We start from the raw sequence: 17,945 nt of genomic DNA on the forward strand, positions 1-17,945 counted from the left end.
ACTGGAATGCAACCTCCACATAGGAAGGCCGAAGACGTACAGGACAACGGAGTAAAGGAAGTGCGACCTCTGTCCAACCTCCGATGGAAACTTCCACCTCTCTCTATTTTTCCGAAGCTGGTCCTTACGTTTTTACTTGTCCTCATTCCGCTCAATGCGCTGAGTTTAAGTATGAATCGAGCCGGGTCGAACAACGTTCGCGCGGAGATTTCGAAATTAATGACATCAAGAGTGCATTTTTACATGGATTCATTAGAGACGGAATTTGCGAGAATGATTAGACAGGGGCAAGAGTACATTGTCGACGATGATTTGCAACGATTGTCAATCGCATCGGAGGTCATGTCGGAGATCGACATCTGGGAAGCCACCCTTAGGTTGAAAAAGCGGCTGGAGCTGTTAAAAAGCTCGAGCCCGTATATTAGAAACGTAAGTGCTTTTATTCCGGCATTAGATCGGACGATTTCCTCAAACGAGTACATAAGCCCAATGTCAAAGGAAGAATTTCAGGGAATGCTCGTACCGCCTAGTCGGTTTGAAGCTCCTTTCTTAAGGTGGAAGGATCGGATTTTTTTCAGCTTTCCTTATCCGGACAACACGTTAATGCGCGGGAACCCATCATTGTTTGTTCTCTCGGTTGAAATCTCGAAGGACAAAATCGCAAAAGCGCTGCGGGGATTCGGAAGTGACGAGCAGGGCGGGGTTGTCCTATACAGCGGCAATCCAGGCTGGCTAGTCGCCAGCGATGCGGGGGCGGCAAGTTTCTTCGAAGAGAACCTCAATCCATCGGGTACTTATATCGGCACGGGGCTGGAATCTGTCAAAATCAATGAAGAAAAATATATGATTGCCCACGAATCATCGCCAAAGCTCAACTTTACCCTCTTGACGTATTTACCCGAAAAGAACGTTCTAGGACCGCTCAAGCAGTACAACATCGGGTTCTGGCTTCTGTCGTGTTTATCGGTCGTTATTATTGTTTTTTTCTCCTATCTGATCTTCCGTTTGATTCATAAGCCGCTCAAAAAGTTGATCAACGCCTTTCGAGAGGTAGAGAGAGGTAATTTAACCGTTGTCGTTAATCCGTTCAAAGATGAGTTTCGGTATTTGTACGACCACTTTAACGATATGGTGGAAAAGCTGAACGTTCTCGTTCACGAAGTATATGAACAAAAATACCGTATCCGTTCCTCCGAGCTTCGCCAATTGCAATCGCAAATTAACCCCCATTTCCTCTATAACAGCTTCTTTATTCTTTACCGCATGGCTAAGATTCAGGATTACGAGAACATTATACGATTTACTAAATTTCTCAGCGAATACTACCAATTCATTACGCGTACCGGGGTTGAATTCATACCGCTGGAGACGGAAGTGGCGTATGTCAAAACCTATGCGGAAATTCAAACCATTCGGTTTTCTAACCGGATTCAGGTTGAGTTCGGAGAGGTGCCGGGCCATTGTCTGAAAGTGTTCGTCCCAAGGCTGATTCTTCAGCCGATCATCGAAAACGCGTATGATCATGGCATGGAAAATAAATTATCCAATGGAAAAATAACCGTTTCGTTCGAGGAAAGAGCGGACTCGCTCGTCATTGCAGTAGAAGACAATGGCGAATCATTGACGGCTGTAACGCTCGACCATCTGGCTACAATGCTGAAGCTTCCTGCAGACGAGGTTGAGAGTACGGGATTAATTAACGTGCATCGCCGTATCCGTATCAAGTTTGGAGCACAGTACGGCCTCGCTTTCTCTCGCGGAATGGAAGGCGGTCTGAGGGTAGAATTGCTTATCCCGATCAAGAAGGAGGAAGATGGCCATATATAGATTACTGATCGTCGATGATGAGCCCTATATCGTTGATGGGTTATTCGAATTGTTTACGGGTTTGCCGAATCTTGAATTAGATGTATGCCGTGCATACTCGCCTATACAGGCAATGGAATGGATGGAGCTCGCGAAGATCGATATCGTGCTTACCGATATTCGCATGCCTGTCATGAATGGAATAGAGCTGCAGAAAAAAATGAATAAACAATGGCCTCGCTGTAAAGTCATCTTTTTGACCGGATATGATGATTTTGCCTATATTCAGGAAGCGCTGCGTAACGGCATCATCGATTACGTACTGAAGACGGAATATGACGAGGCCATCGTTAAGAGCGTTGAACAAGCGATTCAGGCGCTTACGACCGAGATGAGAAGCGAACAGTTTTTAATTGAAGCTCGAGAACAAATGAATCACGCGATTCCGGCGTTGCAGAAGGAATACATGTTGGCTTTTCTTGAGGGAGAAGTACCTGCAAATCAGCTCAAGTCCGACTGGTTGAGGGAGTTAAAGATCGCTCTAAATCCGCGAGAGCCTTGTTTGCTAGTCGTAGGAAGGGTCGATCGGTGGGAAAATGGTTTGAGTTATTCGGATACGGGCCTGTTCATGTACGCTGTCCAGAATGTCGCTAAGGAATGTTTATCTCCGTATCGGTTACAGCCGGTGCTTGCAGATCGCCGAACGTTTATTTGGTTTATCCAAGCAGAACAATCCATGGAAGTGGCAGAAGAGACACGCGAGGAATGGGAGAAAATCATCCGCTTCATACATGGCATGCTTGAAACGGTTCAGAACACCTGCAGGGAATTATTGAAACTGCCTATCTCATTGGCTTCGGGCAGTTTGTTTGCAGATTTCGACATGTTGCCTTCCGTTTATGTCAAATTGAATAAAATGTTAAGCCTTGGTCTCGGACAAACTAACGAAATGTTGTTGACCGACCGGTGGTATTCTGCAAACGAACTTCAAACCCCCGTGGATGATGCTCATCGTAAAGGCGAGAAAAGTCATCTACTAATAAAGAAGAACGTTTCCGAGCTTGAGAAAAGCCTTGAAAGCAGGCAGCAGGAAGAGTTCGACAAGCTATTGGACAAAATGAAAGCCACGTTCCTAACGGAACCTTACAATTACGGTCTTATACTCGAGTTGTATTATTTAATAATGACATTACTCCTTACTCATATTAACCGATTCAGCTCCGATGATCATTTGGTTTCCATGATCGACTTGGATAAGCTTACTCGTTTCGAAAATCATGGATCTGCTGCCGATGCGTTCGGTTATTTGCAATTCGCGGCACGGATTTTGTTCGCTAGGAAACGTAATGATCTGGATGAACGGACAAGCAGGGTTACCGAACAAATTAATCGTTATATCATGGCAAATCTGGAGAAAGATTTGTCACTGATGCGACTATCTGAACAAGTGTATCTGAATCCGACATATTTATCCCGATTGTATAAACAGACGATGGGAATCGGGTTGTCGGAATACATTGCCGAGGCAAGATTAAACAAATCCATGGAGCTTCTACGCGGACCTCAGTATAAAATCCACGAAATTGGAACAGCGGTAGGGTTTACTTCCGCCCCATACTTTACGACCTTTTTCAAAAAAATGACCCAAATGACACCTCAGGAATATCGCGATTCGACAAACTTGTAAACAGAACGTAAGGAACGTCAACATTCTGAAATGGAGAGAAAGCGGAGGGGGTTGCTACAATATAAATGTAAGTATAACTAAGGAGGGCACAAGAGATGAAGACCAGTAATAAGGGGTTCTTAGTAATTGCACTTATGCTATGCATCGTTCTAGTAACTGCTTGCAGCAGCAACAACAAAAACAATAACAGCAACAGTACGATGCCAACCTCGACGGCAACCGCTGAAGCAACTCAGACGGCTGAAGCGACTAAGTCGGCTGCGCCGGAAGAGATCGATCCGTTAGGCAAGTATGATACTCCGATTGAAATTTCGACCGCCCGCGGTATCACCGGCTCGATGAAGTTTCCAGCAGGGGATACGATTGATAATAATGTTTGGACAAGATCGTATTTAGAAGATATGGGCATTAAAGTTAAAAACGATTGGACAGCTGATGAGTCTACTTTCGAACAGAAAATGAATGTCTCGATCGCGTCCGGCAATTTACCGGATCTGCTGCCAGTAAAAGCCGTTCAGCTAAAGCAGCTTGTCGATGCGAATATGGTGGAGGACTTGACGGACGTCTGGAACAAGTATGCTTCTCCGTTGACGAAACAGATTTTTACCGAGGAAGGCAATATAGCACTCGATTCGGCAACCTTTGGCGGGAAATTAATGGCCATTCCCGCTGTTAGCGGCTCATTTGATGCATCAACGTTGTTATGGGTACGCAGCGATTGGCTGAAAAAATTGAATCTCCCTGAACCTAAGACCATAGACGACGTCGTGAAAATCGCCGACGCGTTTACGAACCAAGATCCCGACGGGAACGGTAAAAAAGATACGATCGGCTTGGAGCTGCAGAAGGAATTGTACGAGCGCAACAGCGGATACGCGGGAATTGACGGATTTATGTTCGGGTTTCATGCCTATCCCCGTTTCTGGATTAAAGACGCTTCCGGCAATTTGGTAAACGGCAGCATTCAGCCGGAAGTGAAGGCGGCGCTATTGAAGCTGCAGGAAATGTATAAAGCAGGGCTTATCGATAAGGAGTTCGGTTCCAAAGATACGAACAAAGCGGCAGAAGCTCAGGGTGCAGGCAAAAATGGCCTAAGTTACGGACATATGTGGAACCCGCTATTTCCGTTCAACGCCAGTCGCGACAATGATCCTAAAGCGGACTGGACGGCCTATCCGATCGTTTCGGTCGATGAGAAACCAGCCATGCCAGGGATAACCCAATCTATTAATGATTTTACGGCGGTGAAAAAAGGGTACGCGAATCCGGAAGCCGCTGTCAAAATGCTTAATCTATATATTGAAAGAAATTATGGCAAATCAAATACGTTGGAAACCCGTCAAAAGTACGCGAAAACGCCGGACGGAATTGAAGTGTTCAAGTTTGCCGTCATTAGGGCCGGATCTTCCAAGCAAAATCTCAACGTCCACTTGAGCGTCACTGAGGCGCTTAAATCGAAAGATACGTCCAAGCTCGATCCGGCACAAAAAGATACTTATGATCTAGTTACGAAGTATTTGAACGGAACAGGAACATCGGCGGAGTGGGCTCAAGATCGGATCTTCGGTGAAACCGGATCCTATAAGGCCATGAATGAATACGCCAATAAGAAATTGGATTTTTACAATGAGTTCTATGGTACGCCTACGGCGACGATGGCGGCAAAACAAACTACGTTAGAGAAGATGGAGTATGAAGTGTTTACGAAAATCATTATGGGCGATTCGATCGACAGCTTCGATAAATTCGTGGCGGATTGGAAAAAGGTTGGCGGAGACGAGATTACAAAAGAAGTAAACGAGTGGTACAAAAATAAATAATCGCTTGAGGGGGATATCTTGGAGGCGAAGCCCGAGGGGTATCCCCCTCCCTATTAGGGATGGAAGGAGTGCAAAGGAAATGCTACGGAATACTAGAATGCGTCAACTGCCGCTTCATCTGATGCTGCTGCCGGCACTCGTTATACTTGTCATTTATAGTTATTATCCGATGGCGGGAGCAGTCATCGCTTTTCAAAATTTCACGCCAGCCAAAGGCATATTTCGTTCGGAATGGATAGGCTTCGATAATTTTAACTATGTCGCCAATTTACCGGACACGCTTCGCGTGGTGTGGAATACGGTTTTTATTGCGCTTATGAAAATTATCGCCAATCTGGTGTTGCCTATTATTATGGCTCTCCTATTGAACGAGGTAATTAACAATCGATTCAAGCGTATCGTTCAAACGATGATCTATCTCCCGCATTTTTTATCGTGGGTTATTCTTAGCGGCGTCTTAATCGATATCTTGTCACCGTCCACTGGGATTGTGAACCATTTTCTTAGTTTGCTTGGAATAGAGCCGATTTATTTTTTGGGGAATAATGACTGGTTTCCGTTTGTTTTGGTTGCTTCGGACGTCTGGAAGGAGTTCGGCTTCAATACGATCATCTATCTAGCGGCGCTTACAAGCATTAACCCTTCCCTGTACGAAGCGGCAGTTGTCGACGGAGCGAGCCGCTGGAAGCAAACGTTGCACGTTACGCTCTCGGGGATGCTGCCGATCGTTATTTTACTTATGACACTCAGCCTCGGAAATGTGCTGAACGCCGGCTTCGATCAAATATTTAATCTGTATAATCCGCAAGTATACGAGAGTGGAGATATCATCGATACGTTAGTATATCGGCTCGGCTTTGTTAGCGCCCAATTCGGTGTTGCTACGGCCGTAGGTCTTTTTAAGTCCGTCGTTTCGCTTATTCTGATTTCCGCTTCATATTTTTTAGCCTACCGATTGGCGAATTACCGCATTTTCTAGAAAGGAGGAGGAACTTTGTACAGGTTATCTCCCAGCAGAAGATTGTTTCTTATTTGCAATTACATCGTTCTTTCCGGATTGTCAGTCATATGCCTGTTGCCGCTTATCAACATTCTTGCGATCTCGTTTAGCTCCAGCGGCCCGGCAATCGCCAATCTGGTGAAATTTTGGCCAGTGGAATTTACGTTCAGCTCGTACAAGTTCATTATGCATAAACAGGAATTTCTGACCGCTATGGTCGTTACGCTGAAGCGGTTTTCACTAGGCACTATAATTAGCATGGTGCTTACTCTGCTTGCCGCATATGCGCTGTCAAAGGAAGAGAGCGCGTTTAAGGGACGGACGTTATACGCTTGGATTTTCATGCTTACGATATTGTTCAACGGAGGGCTCATTCCGTGGTACATTGCGATTAATCAAACGGGGATGCTTGATACGATTTGGGCGCTTGTTATTCCTAATGCGGTTCAGGTGTTCAACGTTATTCTGCTGCTTAATTTCTTTCGCGGACTTCCCAAGGAGCTTGAGGAGGCAGCTTTTATAGACGGAGCCAGTCATCTGACGACCCTTATTCGCGTGTTTATTCCGGTTTCTGCACCGGCATTGGCCACGATCACGTTGTTCACAATCGTTTATCATTGGAATTCTTGGTTCGACGGATTGCTGCTTATGAACTCGCCGGCTCACTACCCGCTGCAAAGCTACCTGCAGACAGTCACGACCGTTCGTGATTTAACGCTCGTTTCTTCCCAGAGCTTAAACGATCTGAAGGATGTATCCGATCGAACGTCGAAGTCGGCGCAGCTTTTCCTCGGAGCGCTGCCCATCCTATTTGCCTATCCGTTTTTACAACGATATTTTATTAAAGGAATTGTACTAGGAAGCGTTAAAGAGTAGGGAAAATCGCGAGGTCGAAAAGCGGGGATGAATACGTATGATGGAACAACTGAATAGGTATGAGAGGCTGGAACAGGAAGGCGCTTTCGTCACATCCGATACGCTGATTGTCGGAGGTAACGAGCTTCTGCATCAGATCACGATGAAAGTTCTATCTAGAGAGAAGCATGGGAACGCCTATGCTGCGGTTCGATTCATCAACCGGGTGGATGAACAACTTCAATCCAGAATCAGAATAGCCTTTGGAGATGTATATAAGGACGATGAGGACGGTTATGTGATCGAGACGGATGAGGATGAAGTTCGAGTCTGTGCTGCTAGCATAAGAGGGCTTGTTTATGGCGCCTACAATTTGCAGCAGCTTGGGGAGAAGGGCTTTCTGCGAAAAGGGATTATCTACAACGTTCCCCTATGTTCATTCCGCGGTCTTAAAGTTTATCTCCCTGCCGATGAGGACATTGCATTTTTCAAATCCTTTATCGACATGGCCTGCTACTACCGCTATAACACGATCGTCATAGAGGTAGGCGGGGCGATGGAATATAGACGACATCCGGAAATTAACGAGGGATGGGCAGCGTACTGTCAAGAGATGCGCGAGTACTCGGGTAAAGCGACGGAAGTTCAGCACGGCTCCAAGTGGGAGAAAAATTCCATTCACTGCGAGAATGGAGGCGGAGGATGGCTTTCGCAGGCGACCGTTCGGAGTCTAGTCGTTTATTGTAAAGAAAGAGGCCTTACCGTCATCCCGGAAGTCCCGTGCTTAAGCCATTGCGACTATTTGCTGACGAGGCATCCGGAGTTGGCAGAGAGAAAAGATGATGCTTATCCGGATACGTTCTGTCCTTCCAACCCGGCAAGCTATGCGCTTTTATTCGATGTGTTGGATGAGGTTGCGGAAGTGTTCGAGCCGGGCACGATACACATAGGCCATGATGAATTTTATTCCGTAGGTGTATGCGATGAGTGCAAGGATAGAGATGCTGCTGAAATCTATGCGGAAGACTTGAAGAAGATCCATGACTATTTGGCTCAAAAAGGGATTCATGCGATGATATGGGGCGATAAGTTAATTAATTGCATCAGCAAGCGCGGAAATACCTATGGCGGCTCTACACGCGTTATACGTGATAAAGAAGGGAACTTTATGCAGTTTGTTCCTCCTACTTATAAGGCGATAGACAGGATACCGCAGGACATCCGCGTCATGCACTGGTATTGGTCAATGCCCCGGGAATACGACGAGGATTACCTTAGCCGTGACATGTATATGGTATACGGTAACTTCGAAGGGCCGGGAATACCCGAATGGAGCAGAAGGTTGTCGAAAGGCGTTCAAGGGGCAAGCATATCGAATTGGAGCGCGCTACGTGAAGACTATCTGCAGCGAAACGGAATTTTTTTCAACATGGCTTACTGCTGTAGAATGTTCTGGCAGGAAGGGTACGAGAAGAGTATGTACGCTGCTCTGGCGGAGCAAGCTTTTGCAGACCTATTCCGGTACAAAAACCGTGACGTGCTGTCTGGAGCGCATATTGAAATTACGTACGCTACAACCTTCAAACGCGATTACGCTTGGTTTTTCGATGGAACATTCATTGAGCCGGATAAGGATTACTTGGGAGATTATAAGATAACATTCGAGGATGGTTCCGTAATCACCCATCCTGTGAAATACGGGGAAAACATCTCTCATTTTGACAGATCGTGGACTACCCGAATGTCGGACGAATTTGATGTGTACGAATTTGATCGATCGCTGATCGAGGTATCCTATACCACTTTGCCTGTACGCGAGGGATCGCAAACGTATTATCAGATTGTGCTCGGCAATCCATTTCCGGAGAAAAAGCTAGTTTCTCTTGAATTTATGCCTAAGAAGGATCTGGATGCCTGTGTCATCGTTCAAAAAGTCATGATGAGGGATTAACATCTGAAAGGATGAAACTTAGATATGTCAGCCGCATTTCAGGTTATTAATCTTCAAGTCGAGTATAGCGTGAATCCCATTGGAATCGATCTATTTCAACCTCGTTTGAGTTGGGGATTTGAGTCGGGTCAACGGATGCAGAGCCAATTCGCTTATCAAGTACTCGTTGCTTCCAGCCAAGACAAGTTAGCAGCTGATATGGCCGATCTGTGGGACAGCGGCAAAGTAATCACTAATCAGAATTGCAACATTGTATATGCAGGTTTACCGCTTCAATCGGGGAAACGTTACTACTGGAAAGTGCGGGCTTGGGATGCCAATGATCAACCGTCAGCCTATAGTGACCAGGGCATTTGGGAAATGGCTTTGCTTCATTCGGAGGATTGGAAAGCGCAATGGATTGGGGTTATGGATAGAGACATACAGATATGGGCGGCAGAGAATACGGAAGATGGCTTGGGAACGCCGCTGCCGTTGTTCAGGTCTATTTTCCATCTGGAAAAGGAAGTGTTTAGAGCAAAGGTCTATATTTGCGGACTCGGACACTTTGAATTGCGACTGAACGGGGAGAAGGTCGGGGACCATGTGATGGACCCCGGTTGGACGAACTATAACAGATCCTGCTTGTACACGGTTTTTGATGTGACGGAGCACGTGCATACAGGTAATAATGCGGTCGGCGTAATGCTCGGAAACGGTTTTTATAATGTAACCGGGGGACGCTACGCCAAGTATTTAGGAAGCTTCGGCGATCCCAAGCTCATCCTGCAGCTGGAAGTCGAATATAGCGATGGAACGACGAAACGGATCGTAAGCGGAGAAGGTTGGCAAATAAGCCGGGGGCCAATTACATTCTCTTGTATTTATGGCGGAGAAGATTATGATGCAAGACTGGAGCAAACCGGGTGGGACCAAGCTGGATTTATCGAGGATATCCGGTGGCGTAGGGCTGAAGTGGTCACAGGACCACGCGGCAAGCTTCAAGCTCAGAACATACCTCCTATGAAAGTGATGAAAGCTTTCCAGCCCGCTCAAGTGAAGGAATGCTCGCCTGGCATGTATGTCTATGACTTCGGGCAAAATTTCTCGGGTTGGATTCGCATGACTGTCGAGGGAGCTTCCGGGTCGAAGGTGAAGTTAACCTATGGCGAATTGTTGGATGAGCAAGGGATGGTTAACCAGAAGTGGACAAAAAGTCCGAGTTATTTCTCCTATACGCTTAAAGGGGAAGGTGTAGAAACTTGGAGTCCGCGGTTTTCTTACTCGGGCTTTCGCTACATCCAGGTTGAAGGTGCCGTTCCGGACGATGGGCTTGCAGCTTCGGGCAGTCAATTGCCTGTGTTGAAACAAATCGAAGGACAGATGATCTATCCGGATGTGCGGGCAGCTGGCGCTTTTTCCTGTTCCAACCCATTATGGAATCGAATTCACGAGAATATTAACTGGGCGATACTGAGCAACATGAAGAGCGTGTTAACCGATTGCCCCCATCGGGAGAAATTGGGGTGGCTGGAGCAATCGCATCTGATGGGGCCTTCCATCATGTATAATTATTACGTGCCTAACTTATATCGCAAAATAGTTGGGGATATGAGCGAAGCACAGCTGGACAACGGTCTTGTCCCCGATATTGCCCCGGAATATACCGTATTCGAGGAAGGTTTTCGCGATTCTCCGGAATGGGGAAGCGCCTATATTATCGCGAACTGGTATGCCTATAATTGGTATGGAGACCGAGCCATGCTGGAACAACATTATGAGGGTACGAAGAAGTACGTTGACTATTTGACGACTCTTTCCAGCGGACACCTGCTGAGTCATGGATTGGGAGACTGGTGTGACGTTGGATCGGATGGGTTTCCGCTTCATACCCCCATACCCGTCACTGCCTCGGCGACGTATTACTATAATGCAGTAATCATGCAGAAAATCGCCGGAATCGTGGGGACAACGGAAGAAGTGCAGATTTTCGCGGAGCTCGCAGCCGAGATTAAAGCCGCCTTCAACGCCGAATTTCTCGATGATCGTATGGGTCAATATGCTACGGGTAGCCAGACGTCGAATGCGATGCCCCTTGCTCTCGGCATGGTGCCTGAATCGTTGCGGGTGAAAGTACTGGAGAACATCGTTCAGGACATTCGGGAAAAGGGGAACAGTCCCTCAGGCGGGGAAGTCGGTTTGCGTTTTATGCTGAAGGCGTTAACCGATGAGGATCAGGCGGAAATCATCTCCGCATTACTGAATAAAACCGACCATCCCAGTTACGGTTACCAAATCATGCACGGGGCTACGACGCTGACAGAACTATGGGACGGGCCTACAGCTGGACTTTCGCAAAATCATTTTATGTTCGGGCATCCGGAAGAATGGTTTTACTCGAGTTTGGCTGGCATTCGAATCAACTATGAAACGCCAAGTTTTCATCATGTTGTAATTGCCCCGCATATCGTAGACGGAATCCAGTGGGTTAAAGCGCACCATGACCTTAGACAAGGAAGAGTTGAAGTTCACTGGCAGCTGCATGAGACTCATATATTGCAGCTCGATGTGTCGATACCAGTGAACACCTCGGCTACCGTTTACGTGCCCGCAATAGATACGAACAACATATTGGAGAGTGGGCAACCTCTAAATCAAATCAATGAGATTACTTTATTGCGCCAAGATGGAAAGTATCTCTTGCTACAGATCGGATCGGGCAATTATCGTTTCTCAATAGTTTAGTGACGCACAATCAAATAGAAATGAAAAGAGAGGTTTACTAGTGAAGCAGACGTTTGCTATGCAGTGCTACACTAGAGGCATAACACGGCAACATGACCTTTCTTGCGATAATCCCGGGCGGACGTCCGGGTTATTTTTTTGAACATTTAACTGGTGAGATGATGGAACTTCACGGAAGGAGTGGGAAATCGGCGTGAAACCGTTTATGGACAACAACTTTTTGCTTCACAATCCCGTATCGGAACGCTTGTATCATGACTATGCCGCACGTCAGCCGATTATCGATTATCACTGCCATTTGAGCCCTCAAGAAATCTATGAGGATAAGCGCTTCAACAACTTAACGGAAATATGGTTATACGGGGATCATTACAAATGGAGAGCGATGCGAGCGAATGGCATACCTGAAACTCTCGTTACCGGGGGACCCGGAGTCAGCGATTACGATCGTTTTATGGCTTGGGTCAAGACGGTCCCAATGACGCTTGGGAACCCGCTATACCATTGGTCGCACTTGGAATTGCGGCGTTATTTCGGCATTGAAGAGATGATTAACGAGAAGAACGGACCTCTTATATGGGAAAAAGCTAACGCGATTTTACGGTCGGAGAATTTTTCAGTGAGGAAGCTTATCCGGGAGCAGCATGTTCGCGTTATTTGTACGACAGATGATCCGACGGATACGCTAGAATACCATGAAGGAATTAAAGCCCTCGATAACTTCGACTGCCTAGTCCTCCCGTCGTTCCGGCCGGATAAAGGCTTGGAAATACGCAGAAATACGTTTATCCCTTGGGTGAAAAAGTTGGAACAGGTTTCGGCATTGCCCGTAAGCAGCTATGAAAGTTTTCTTGCTGCTATAGACAATCGGCTTGAACATTTCGCCAAGGTTGGCTGTAAAGTTTCCGATCACGCGCTTGATCAGGTTTATTATGCCGAAGCCTCCTTGGAGGAAGTGTCGGTTATCTTTGCCAAAGCGCTTAACGGGGAACGGCTCAGCTTGGAAGAGGAGCAGAAGCACAAAACCTATACGTTAATCCACCTGGGACAACAGTATGCGAAGCGGGGCTGGACGATGCAATTGCATATCCACGCTTCCCGTAACAATAATAGCCGGATGTTTAAGGAGCTAGGTCCTGATACCGGGTACGATTCCATTTATGACGGACAGCTTGCCTATCCGCTGATGAAGCTTTTAGATAAAATAGAAGCCAGTAACTCTCTGCCGCAAACCATTCTGTATTCATTAAATCCGAAGGATTATTATGTTCTTGGCACGATAATGGGGAGCTTTCAGGATGGCAATGTTCCGGGGGAAATCCAGCTTGGTTCCGCCTGGTGGTTCAACGATACGAGGGACGGCATGCTTGAGCAGATGAACGCGCTCGCCAACCTGGGGCTGCTCAGCCGGTTTATCGGCATGCTTACGGATTCCCGCAGTTTCTTGTCTTTTTCTAGACATGAATATTTCCGTAGGATCCTATGTAATAAACTCGGAGAATGGGTGGAAAAGGGCGAAGTACCTCACGATCTGGAGCTTCTAGGTGGCATGGTGGAAAATATTTCTTACCGAAACGCCAAAAATTATTTTAACTTTTAATATACATTCAAATAGGCTTTGCTTCAGCAACCACTCTTTGGTATGCTACTAATAAATGGTCGTGAAGAACACGCCGCTTGCTCCCAGTGCTGGGATGCAGGCGGCGTGTTGTCGTTTGCGCCAAGGGAGGGAAATAGAATGAACGAGAAGGAACCCGATGAAAAATCGGAAAAGAGAGCCTCGATTCCTCATGACGAAGCTTTCAAAAAGCTGCTGCAAACTTTTTTTGCCGAATTTATCGAGTTGTTTTTTCCGCAATTGGATTTACTGTTGGATCATAGTCATACGCGATTGCTGATGCAGGAACTGCTCGTCGATATCGTCGGTGAAGAAGCGAGGAGCTTGGATTTATTGCTGGAAACCCGTTACAAAGCATTGGATGCCTTCATCCTTGTTCACATGGAGCCCCAGTCTTACAGGCAAGATGATTTCAATCAACGAATGTTTATTTATTTTAGCCGTTTATTCGAGCGGCATCGTAAAGAGCATAAGCTCATCATTCCGATAGCCATCTTCACATCCGATCATATAACGGATGAACTGGATACGTTTACGATGATGATTCCTGAACATGATATCCTACGGTTTCAGTTCTTGAAAGTGGAGCTGAAGCGTCAGGACTGGAGGCGATTTATAACGTCCGATAATCCTGTGGCTGCTGCGCTGCTAGTGAAAATGGGATATAATGATAAGGATAAGAGAGAAATGCGTTCGGCTTACTTACGTATGATTTTACGATTGAGAAAAAAGTTGGATGAAGCGCGGTTCGCGCTCATCATGTCCGTGGCTGATTTGTATTTCGAGCCTAATAAAGAAGAAGATGAAGTGATACTGCGCGAAATTTGGAAGCAATATCCGGAGGAAGGTGGAACGATTATGGAGCTCATGCCTGCATGGAAACGCTGGGGCTACGAGGAAGGAATTGAAGAAGGCATCGAGAAAGGCATCGAGAAAGGCATCGAGAAAGGCATCGAGAAAGGCATCGAACAGGGAAAAGCAGAAGGTAAAGCCGAAGAACGGAAAATGATCGTCCGCAAATTGCTGAACAAAGGGTTTCCCCCTGAACAAGTTTCCGAGACACTGGAAATTTCTCTGCAAGAAGTCCGAGAGTTGGCGGAACACTAAAGGTTATCAAAAAGCTAGACCCTCAAGCCTGAAATTTTACAAGGTGTGAGGGTCTATTTGCATCTATCTATTCCCTCTCTGATTGCTCGCTCCCGGAGAGATCATGAAGCTCGTGGTCTCCCGGATAGTGGCGTTCCAATCCAGCATGCAGCTCGCGATTCTCATAATTGAACGTGTTGGGAGGACGCTGATCATCACGCCACGGGGTGCTCTTGCCTAGTGATTCCACGAGCATCGTGGAGCCGTATGAACCTTCGGGGAACTCTTCGGGAATTAGATCGTTGCGTTGAGATTCGACCGTTGCAAGGTCGGTTGTCGGTTGTTTTTTCTCCGAGCGAAACGAAAACATGCTGGAAACCTCCCTTCAGAATGGGGCAATTTCCATTAGAATGTCCGTCTCCGCCTATCGTTAGTCGGTAAAGTTTACCGCGCCAAGTACAAGCGTGAGAAACTGCGCCAGTTCTGCGGCTTCTTCCTCGTTGAGCCGGAAGATGGATTCAAGCACGCCTTCCTCCTCTAGATCATCGGGACCAAGAATGGCGCTGCGGCCGAACATCATGTCGGTCACGAGTTTTTTGCCGTAAAATCGGTTCGTTGAAAGGATAGCGAGGTCAAATCGCTTAAGACCGGGTGTTACGAAAGTGACGAATCGGGTCGTCGTTTGTTCCGTAGAGTCCGATAAGAAATCGAAATCCTTCATGTTCATCGGTAAAAGTCCTCCTTGATGTCGCTGCTTTCCCTATTATAAATCATTCAAAGGGTATTGCCTAACCTGGATAATTTTGATAATCTGAAGTTGTTCATGTTTGCACGAGAGAGGAAGCACCTCCATCGCCGTCCGGCGGGAGGTGCTTTTTTTCGTTCCCCTAGGTCGGCTTTGCTGCTTGAACGCTCAATTATAACGCCGCTGAAGCGGCCTAGGAGGATTCGGGATGCAGGTTGTGTTTTTGAACCAATTCGAACGTGTGACTGGGCAAACGGAAGATCGTGCGCAAGTGTTTATCGGGGAGGTGCAAGGAATTTGGAGCGCTGGTTGGCGCTCCGTACAGTTGGAAACCTCTGCGGTAGAAGATGTATGGTACGAAGGGATGAGCTGGGAGGAACTGCTCGCTGCGTTCCGTCATGGGGTAGCAAGTAAAATGAAGGAGGGCTTCCAACCTTTGATCGATGGCATGCTCGAGGAGACCCCTTTCTGGGAGCGTCGTCCGGCACTCCCGTTATTGCTTCAGTGTTATGCAGATTCGCATGAAGCAGAGGAGGTTGTGTCGGCATTGCGTGTCTGGAGAAGAACGAAATCCGTGGAGGAGAAGAAGTCGGCCTACCTTATTGCAACAAACCGCGAGCTGCAGATGTTGGCGGTATTCCTGCCGAAAACGCTAGAGGAGCTAGGTCAAATTCCAGGCTTCGGGAAAGTTAAGACTGAACGATATGGCAACGATCTAATCGAGTTGCTCAAGGATATGGAGAGAAACCATACTTTCCCCTTAGAAGCATGGGTAACTGCCGCAGTTAGCGAGGACCAGCTATCCTCATGGATGTTCCAAGTGAAAGAGGAGAAATATGGAAAAGTGTTGGCAACGGTGCAGGAGAAACGTTCGCTTCTGCTTGGTATCCGGGAAGGGTGGACGCTGGGCCAGCTTGAAGGGGAATTGAATTGTCCGCGGCGCAAGCTGTTGGAGAGAATCGAGCGCCTTGATGAAGAAGGTTACGACGTGCTTCCGGTCGTAGACAAGGAATTGCTGGAGTTGGCTCCCGAAGAATCCCTACAGATCGAGACGGCCCTTCAGCAGCTGGGCGATAAGTATTTGAAGCCTCTCCTGCGCAAAGTTTACGGAGAATCCGGTTCAAACGAACAGGAAGTAGAGAGACAATACGAGAAACTGCGAATGATGCGAATTCGATTCCGTCGTGTGAGCAAGGCGGTAGGCTAAGGATTACTGATCGGAAAACGTTCTAGCCCGTTCCCCAGAATAAGGGAGCGGGCTGTGTTTTTCACATATTGTACTTGCTTTAATTAGCTGACTCACAGCCAATCCTTTTTTCGGAAGAAGTAGAACATCCCGAAACCGATAACGGCCATGCACACGAGCAACACAACCGACCCCATGCTTTCATGCATGCCCGGTATATAATCAAAGTTCATTCCGTATATCCCAGTGATAAACGTCAGCGGCATGAATATGGTAGTTAAAGCTGTAAAAACTCGCATGATTTCATTCGCGCGGTTAGCCAGACTCGATTGGTATGCCTCGCGTAAGTTGCCCATTAGGTCCCTATAGGTTTCGAATGTTTCATAAATTTTGACGGCATTCTCGTGAATGTCTCCGAAATACTTCTGCAGCTCGTTGTCAATGAGGCGCAAATCTTTTTTATTCAAGGTGGCAATGAGCTCGCGCTGCGGTCCGAGAACTTTTTTAAGCCAGAGGATTTCACTGCGAAGCCCTATAATCTCGGTAAGATGGGTTTTCTTCGTATGCATGAGAATGTCTTCTTCAAGGCTTTCGATGCGGGCTTCGATCCGATCGCCGACGGTGAAATAATTGTCGACGACGATGTCGACTAGGTGATAGAGGAAGCGGTCAGCGTGGTCAACTTCCTGCTCCCACAAGATAGGCTTAACACTCCGTAACTCGTTGATCTTCTGACGAGTGACGGTAATCAAATAGTGACGACCGAGGAAAATGTTCAAGGCGCGCAGGAAAATTTCTTCGTCGTCGAAACGGATGCTATTAATTACGAGAAAATATTGATTTTCGTAGATCTCGAGTTTTGGACGTTGCTCTTCTTCCGTAAGACAGTCTTCTACGGCAAGGTCATGGAGACCGAATAAAGGCTGGAGTACGATAAGATCGTCAACGTCCGCATCAATCCAATAAAAGCCGTTCGCAGGCGGGGTAAGCGTGTCATGTATGCTTTCGATAGGCGTGAATACGCCATTGTTAACCAATCTGATTTTCATGGAAATCGCTCCTTTGCATGTCCGTTCAAGATCATGCAGGACGCTTTCCGCGTGCAGAAACATTCTTAGCCGGGGCAGCCGGACAAAGAAGCAATTCCCATTGCGGAATACGATCCTGCTTTATTCATGAGATTGCCTTTGGGCCTGGGCGTATCGCCTTCCATGTCCGGTTTCCCCCTTTATAGTCCATTTGATTGCGTGTCGATATTGTACTGTTAACGTGTTAAGTATAATCCTCACCCCTGCACCTTACAAGGATAAAATAAGACAATGTTAATGGGAAATGAGCACCTGTCAATTTGCTGAGAAAATGTCACCTTAACTCTTCCGAGAAAATGTCACTTTTACGGTGTTTCCAAACCACCGTTAGGTGGCTTGGACTGTCGTTGATTTTGTGGTATTCTTTACTTGCTTTTGA

13 protein-coding genes are annotated in these 17,945 nt (G+C 46.9%); 10 read left to right on the top strand and 3 right to left on the bottom strand.

The features are described 5' to 3' along the window. Nucleotides 1–219: 219 nt before the first annotated feature. The 9 genes from K7P76_RS20695 (at nucleotide 220) to K7P76_RS20735 (ending at nucleotide 14,568) form a co-directional block, all read left to right on the top strand. The gene (locus tag K7P76_RS20695) at nucleotides 220–1,827 is read left to right on the top strand and encodes a sensor histidine kinase (RefSeq protein ID WP_232187211.1); all 1,608 of its coding nucleotides are present in this window, start codon (nucleotides 220–222) and stop codon (nucleotides 1,825–1,827) included. Next, complete coding sequence (locus tag K7P76_RS20700; RefSeq protein ID WP_232187212.1) at nucleotides 1,814–3,493, top strand: response regulator; 1,680 nt, start codon at nucleotides 1,814–1,816, stop codon at nucleotides 3,491–3,493. Before K7P76_RS20695 ends, K7P76_RS20700 begins: the two co-directional genes overlap by 14 nt. A 95-nt stretch (nucleotides 3,494–3,588) precedes the next feature. Continuing rightward, nucleotides 3,589–5,313: an extracellular solute-binding protein gene (locus K7P76_RS20705; RefSeq protein ID WP_232187213.1), complete on the top strand. Its 1,725-nt coding sequence runs from the start codon at nucleotides 3,589–3,591 to the stop codon at nucleotides 5,311–5,313. 79 nt (nucleotides 5,314–5,392) lie between these two features. Further along, entirely contained in the window at nucleotides 5,393–6,292 is a 900-nt protein-coding gene (locus tag K7P76_RS20710; RefSeq protein WP_232187214.1) for an ABC transporter permease, read from the top strand. A 15-nt stretch (nucleotides 6,293–6,307) separates the two neighbouring features. After that, nucleotides 6,308–7,189, top strand: a complete 882-nt coding sequence (locus K7P76_RS20715) for a carbohydrate ABC transporter permease (RefSeq protein ID WP_232187215.1) — start codon at nucleotides 6,308–6,310, stop codon at nucleotides 7,187–7,189. Nucleotides 7,190–7,226: 37 nt separating this feature from the next. After that, nucleotides 7,227–9,119, top strand: a complete 1,893-nt coding sequence (locus tag K7P76_RS20720) for a family 20 glycosylhydrolase (RefSeq protein ID WP_232187216.1) — start codon at nucleotides 7,227–7,229, stop codon at nucleotides 9,117–9,119. 24 nt (nucleotides 9,120–9,143) lie between these two features. After that, nucleotides 9,144–11,843, top strand: a complete 2,700-nt coding sequence (locus K7P76_RS20725) for an alpha-L-rhamnosidase (RefSeq protein WP_232187217.1) — start codon at nucleotides 9,144–9,146, stop codon at nucleotides 11,841–11,843. A gap of 193 nt (nucleotides 11,844–12,036) precedes the next feature. Continuing rightward, on the top strand, nucleotides 12,037–13,443 hold the full coding sequence (gene uxaC, locus K7P76_RS20730) for a glucuronate isomerase (protein WP_232187218.1): 1,407 nt from the start codon (nucleotides 12,037–12,039) through the stop codon (nucleotides 13,441–13,443). Nucleotides 13,444–13,581: 138 nt separating this feature from the next. Beyond that, nucleotides 13,582–14,568 carry an Rpn family recombination-promoting nuclease/putative transposase gene (locus K7P76_RS20735; protein WP_232187219.1) on the top strand — a complete coding sequence of 329 codons (987 nt, stop codon included), beginning with the start codon at nucleotides 13,582–13,584 and terminating at the stop codon, nucleotides 14,566–14,568. 67 nt (nucleotides 14,569–14,635) lie between these two features. Here the strand turns inward: K7P76_RS20735 and K7P76_RS20740 are convergent, their stop codons facing one another. Together K7P76_RS20740 and K7P76_RS20745 are read right to left on the bottom strand one after the other, a co-directional pair. Beyond that, on the bottom strand, nucleotides 14,636–14,917 hold the full coding sequence (locus tag K7P76_RS20740) for a hypothetical protein (protein ID WP_232187220.1): 282 nt from the start codon (nucleotides 14,915–14,917) through the stop codon (nucleotides 14,636–14,638). A gap of 60 nt (nucleotides 14,918–14,977) precedes the next feature. After that, entirely contained in the window at nucleotides 14,978–15,274 is a 297-nt protein-coding gene (locus K7P76_RS20745) for a DUF3055 domain-containing protein (protein WP_232187221.1), read from the bottom strand. Between the two features lie 226 nt (nucleotides 15,275–15,500). Here K7P76_RS20745 and K7P76_RS20750 point away from each other — a divergent pair, with 226 nt between their 5' ends. Continuing rightward, complete coding sequence (locus tag K7P76_RS20750; protein WP_232187222.1) at nucleotides 15,501–16,499, top strand: HRDC domain-containing protein; 999 nt, start codon at nucleotides 15,501–15,503, stop codon at nucleotides 16,497–16,499. A 92-nt stretch (nucleotides 16,500–16,591) separates the two neighbouring features. On the opposite strand, the gene corA is transcribed toward K7P76_RS20750, so the two are convergent. Continuing rightward, nucleotides 16,592–17,527, bottom strand: coding sequence for a magnesium/cobalt transporter CorA (corA, locus tag K7P76_RS20755; protein ID WP_232187223.1), 936 nt, complete (start codon nucleotides 17,525–17,527; stop codon nucleotides 16,592–16,594). Nucleotides 17,528–17,945: the final 418 nt, after the last annotated feature.

This window comes from Cohnella silvisoli (assembly GCF_021190915.1).
GTDB classification, from domain to species: Bacteria; Bacillota; Bacilli; order Paenibacillales; family Paenibacillaceae; genus Cohnella; species Cohnella silvisoli.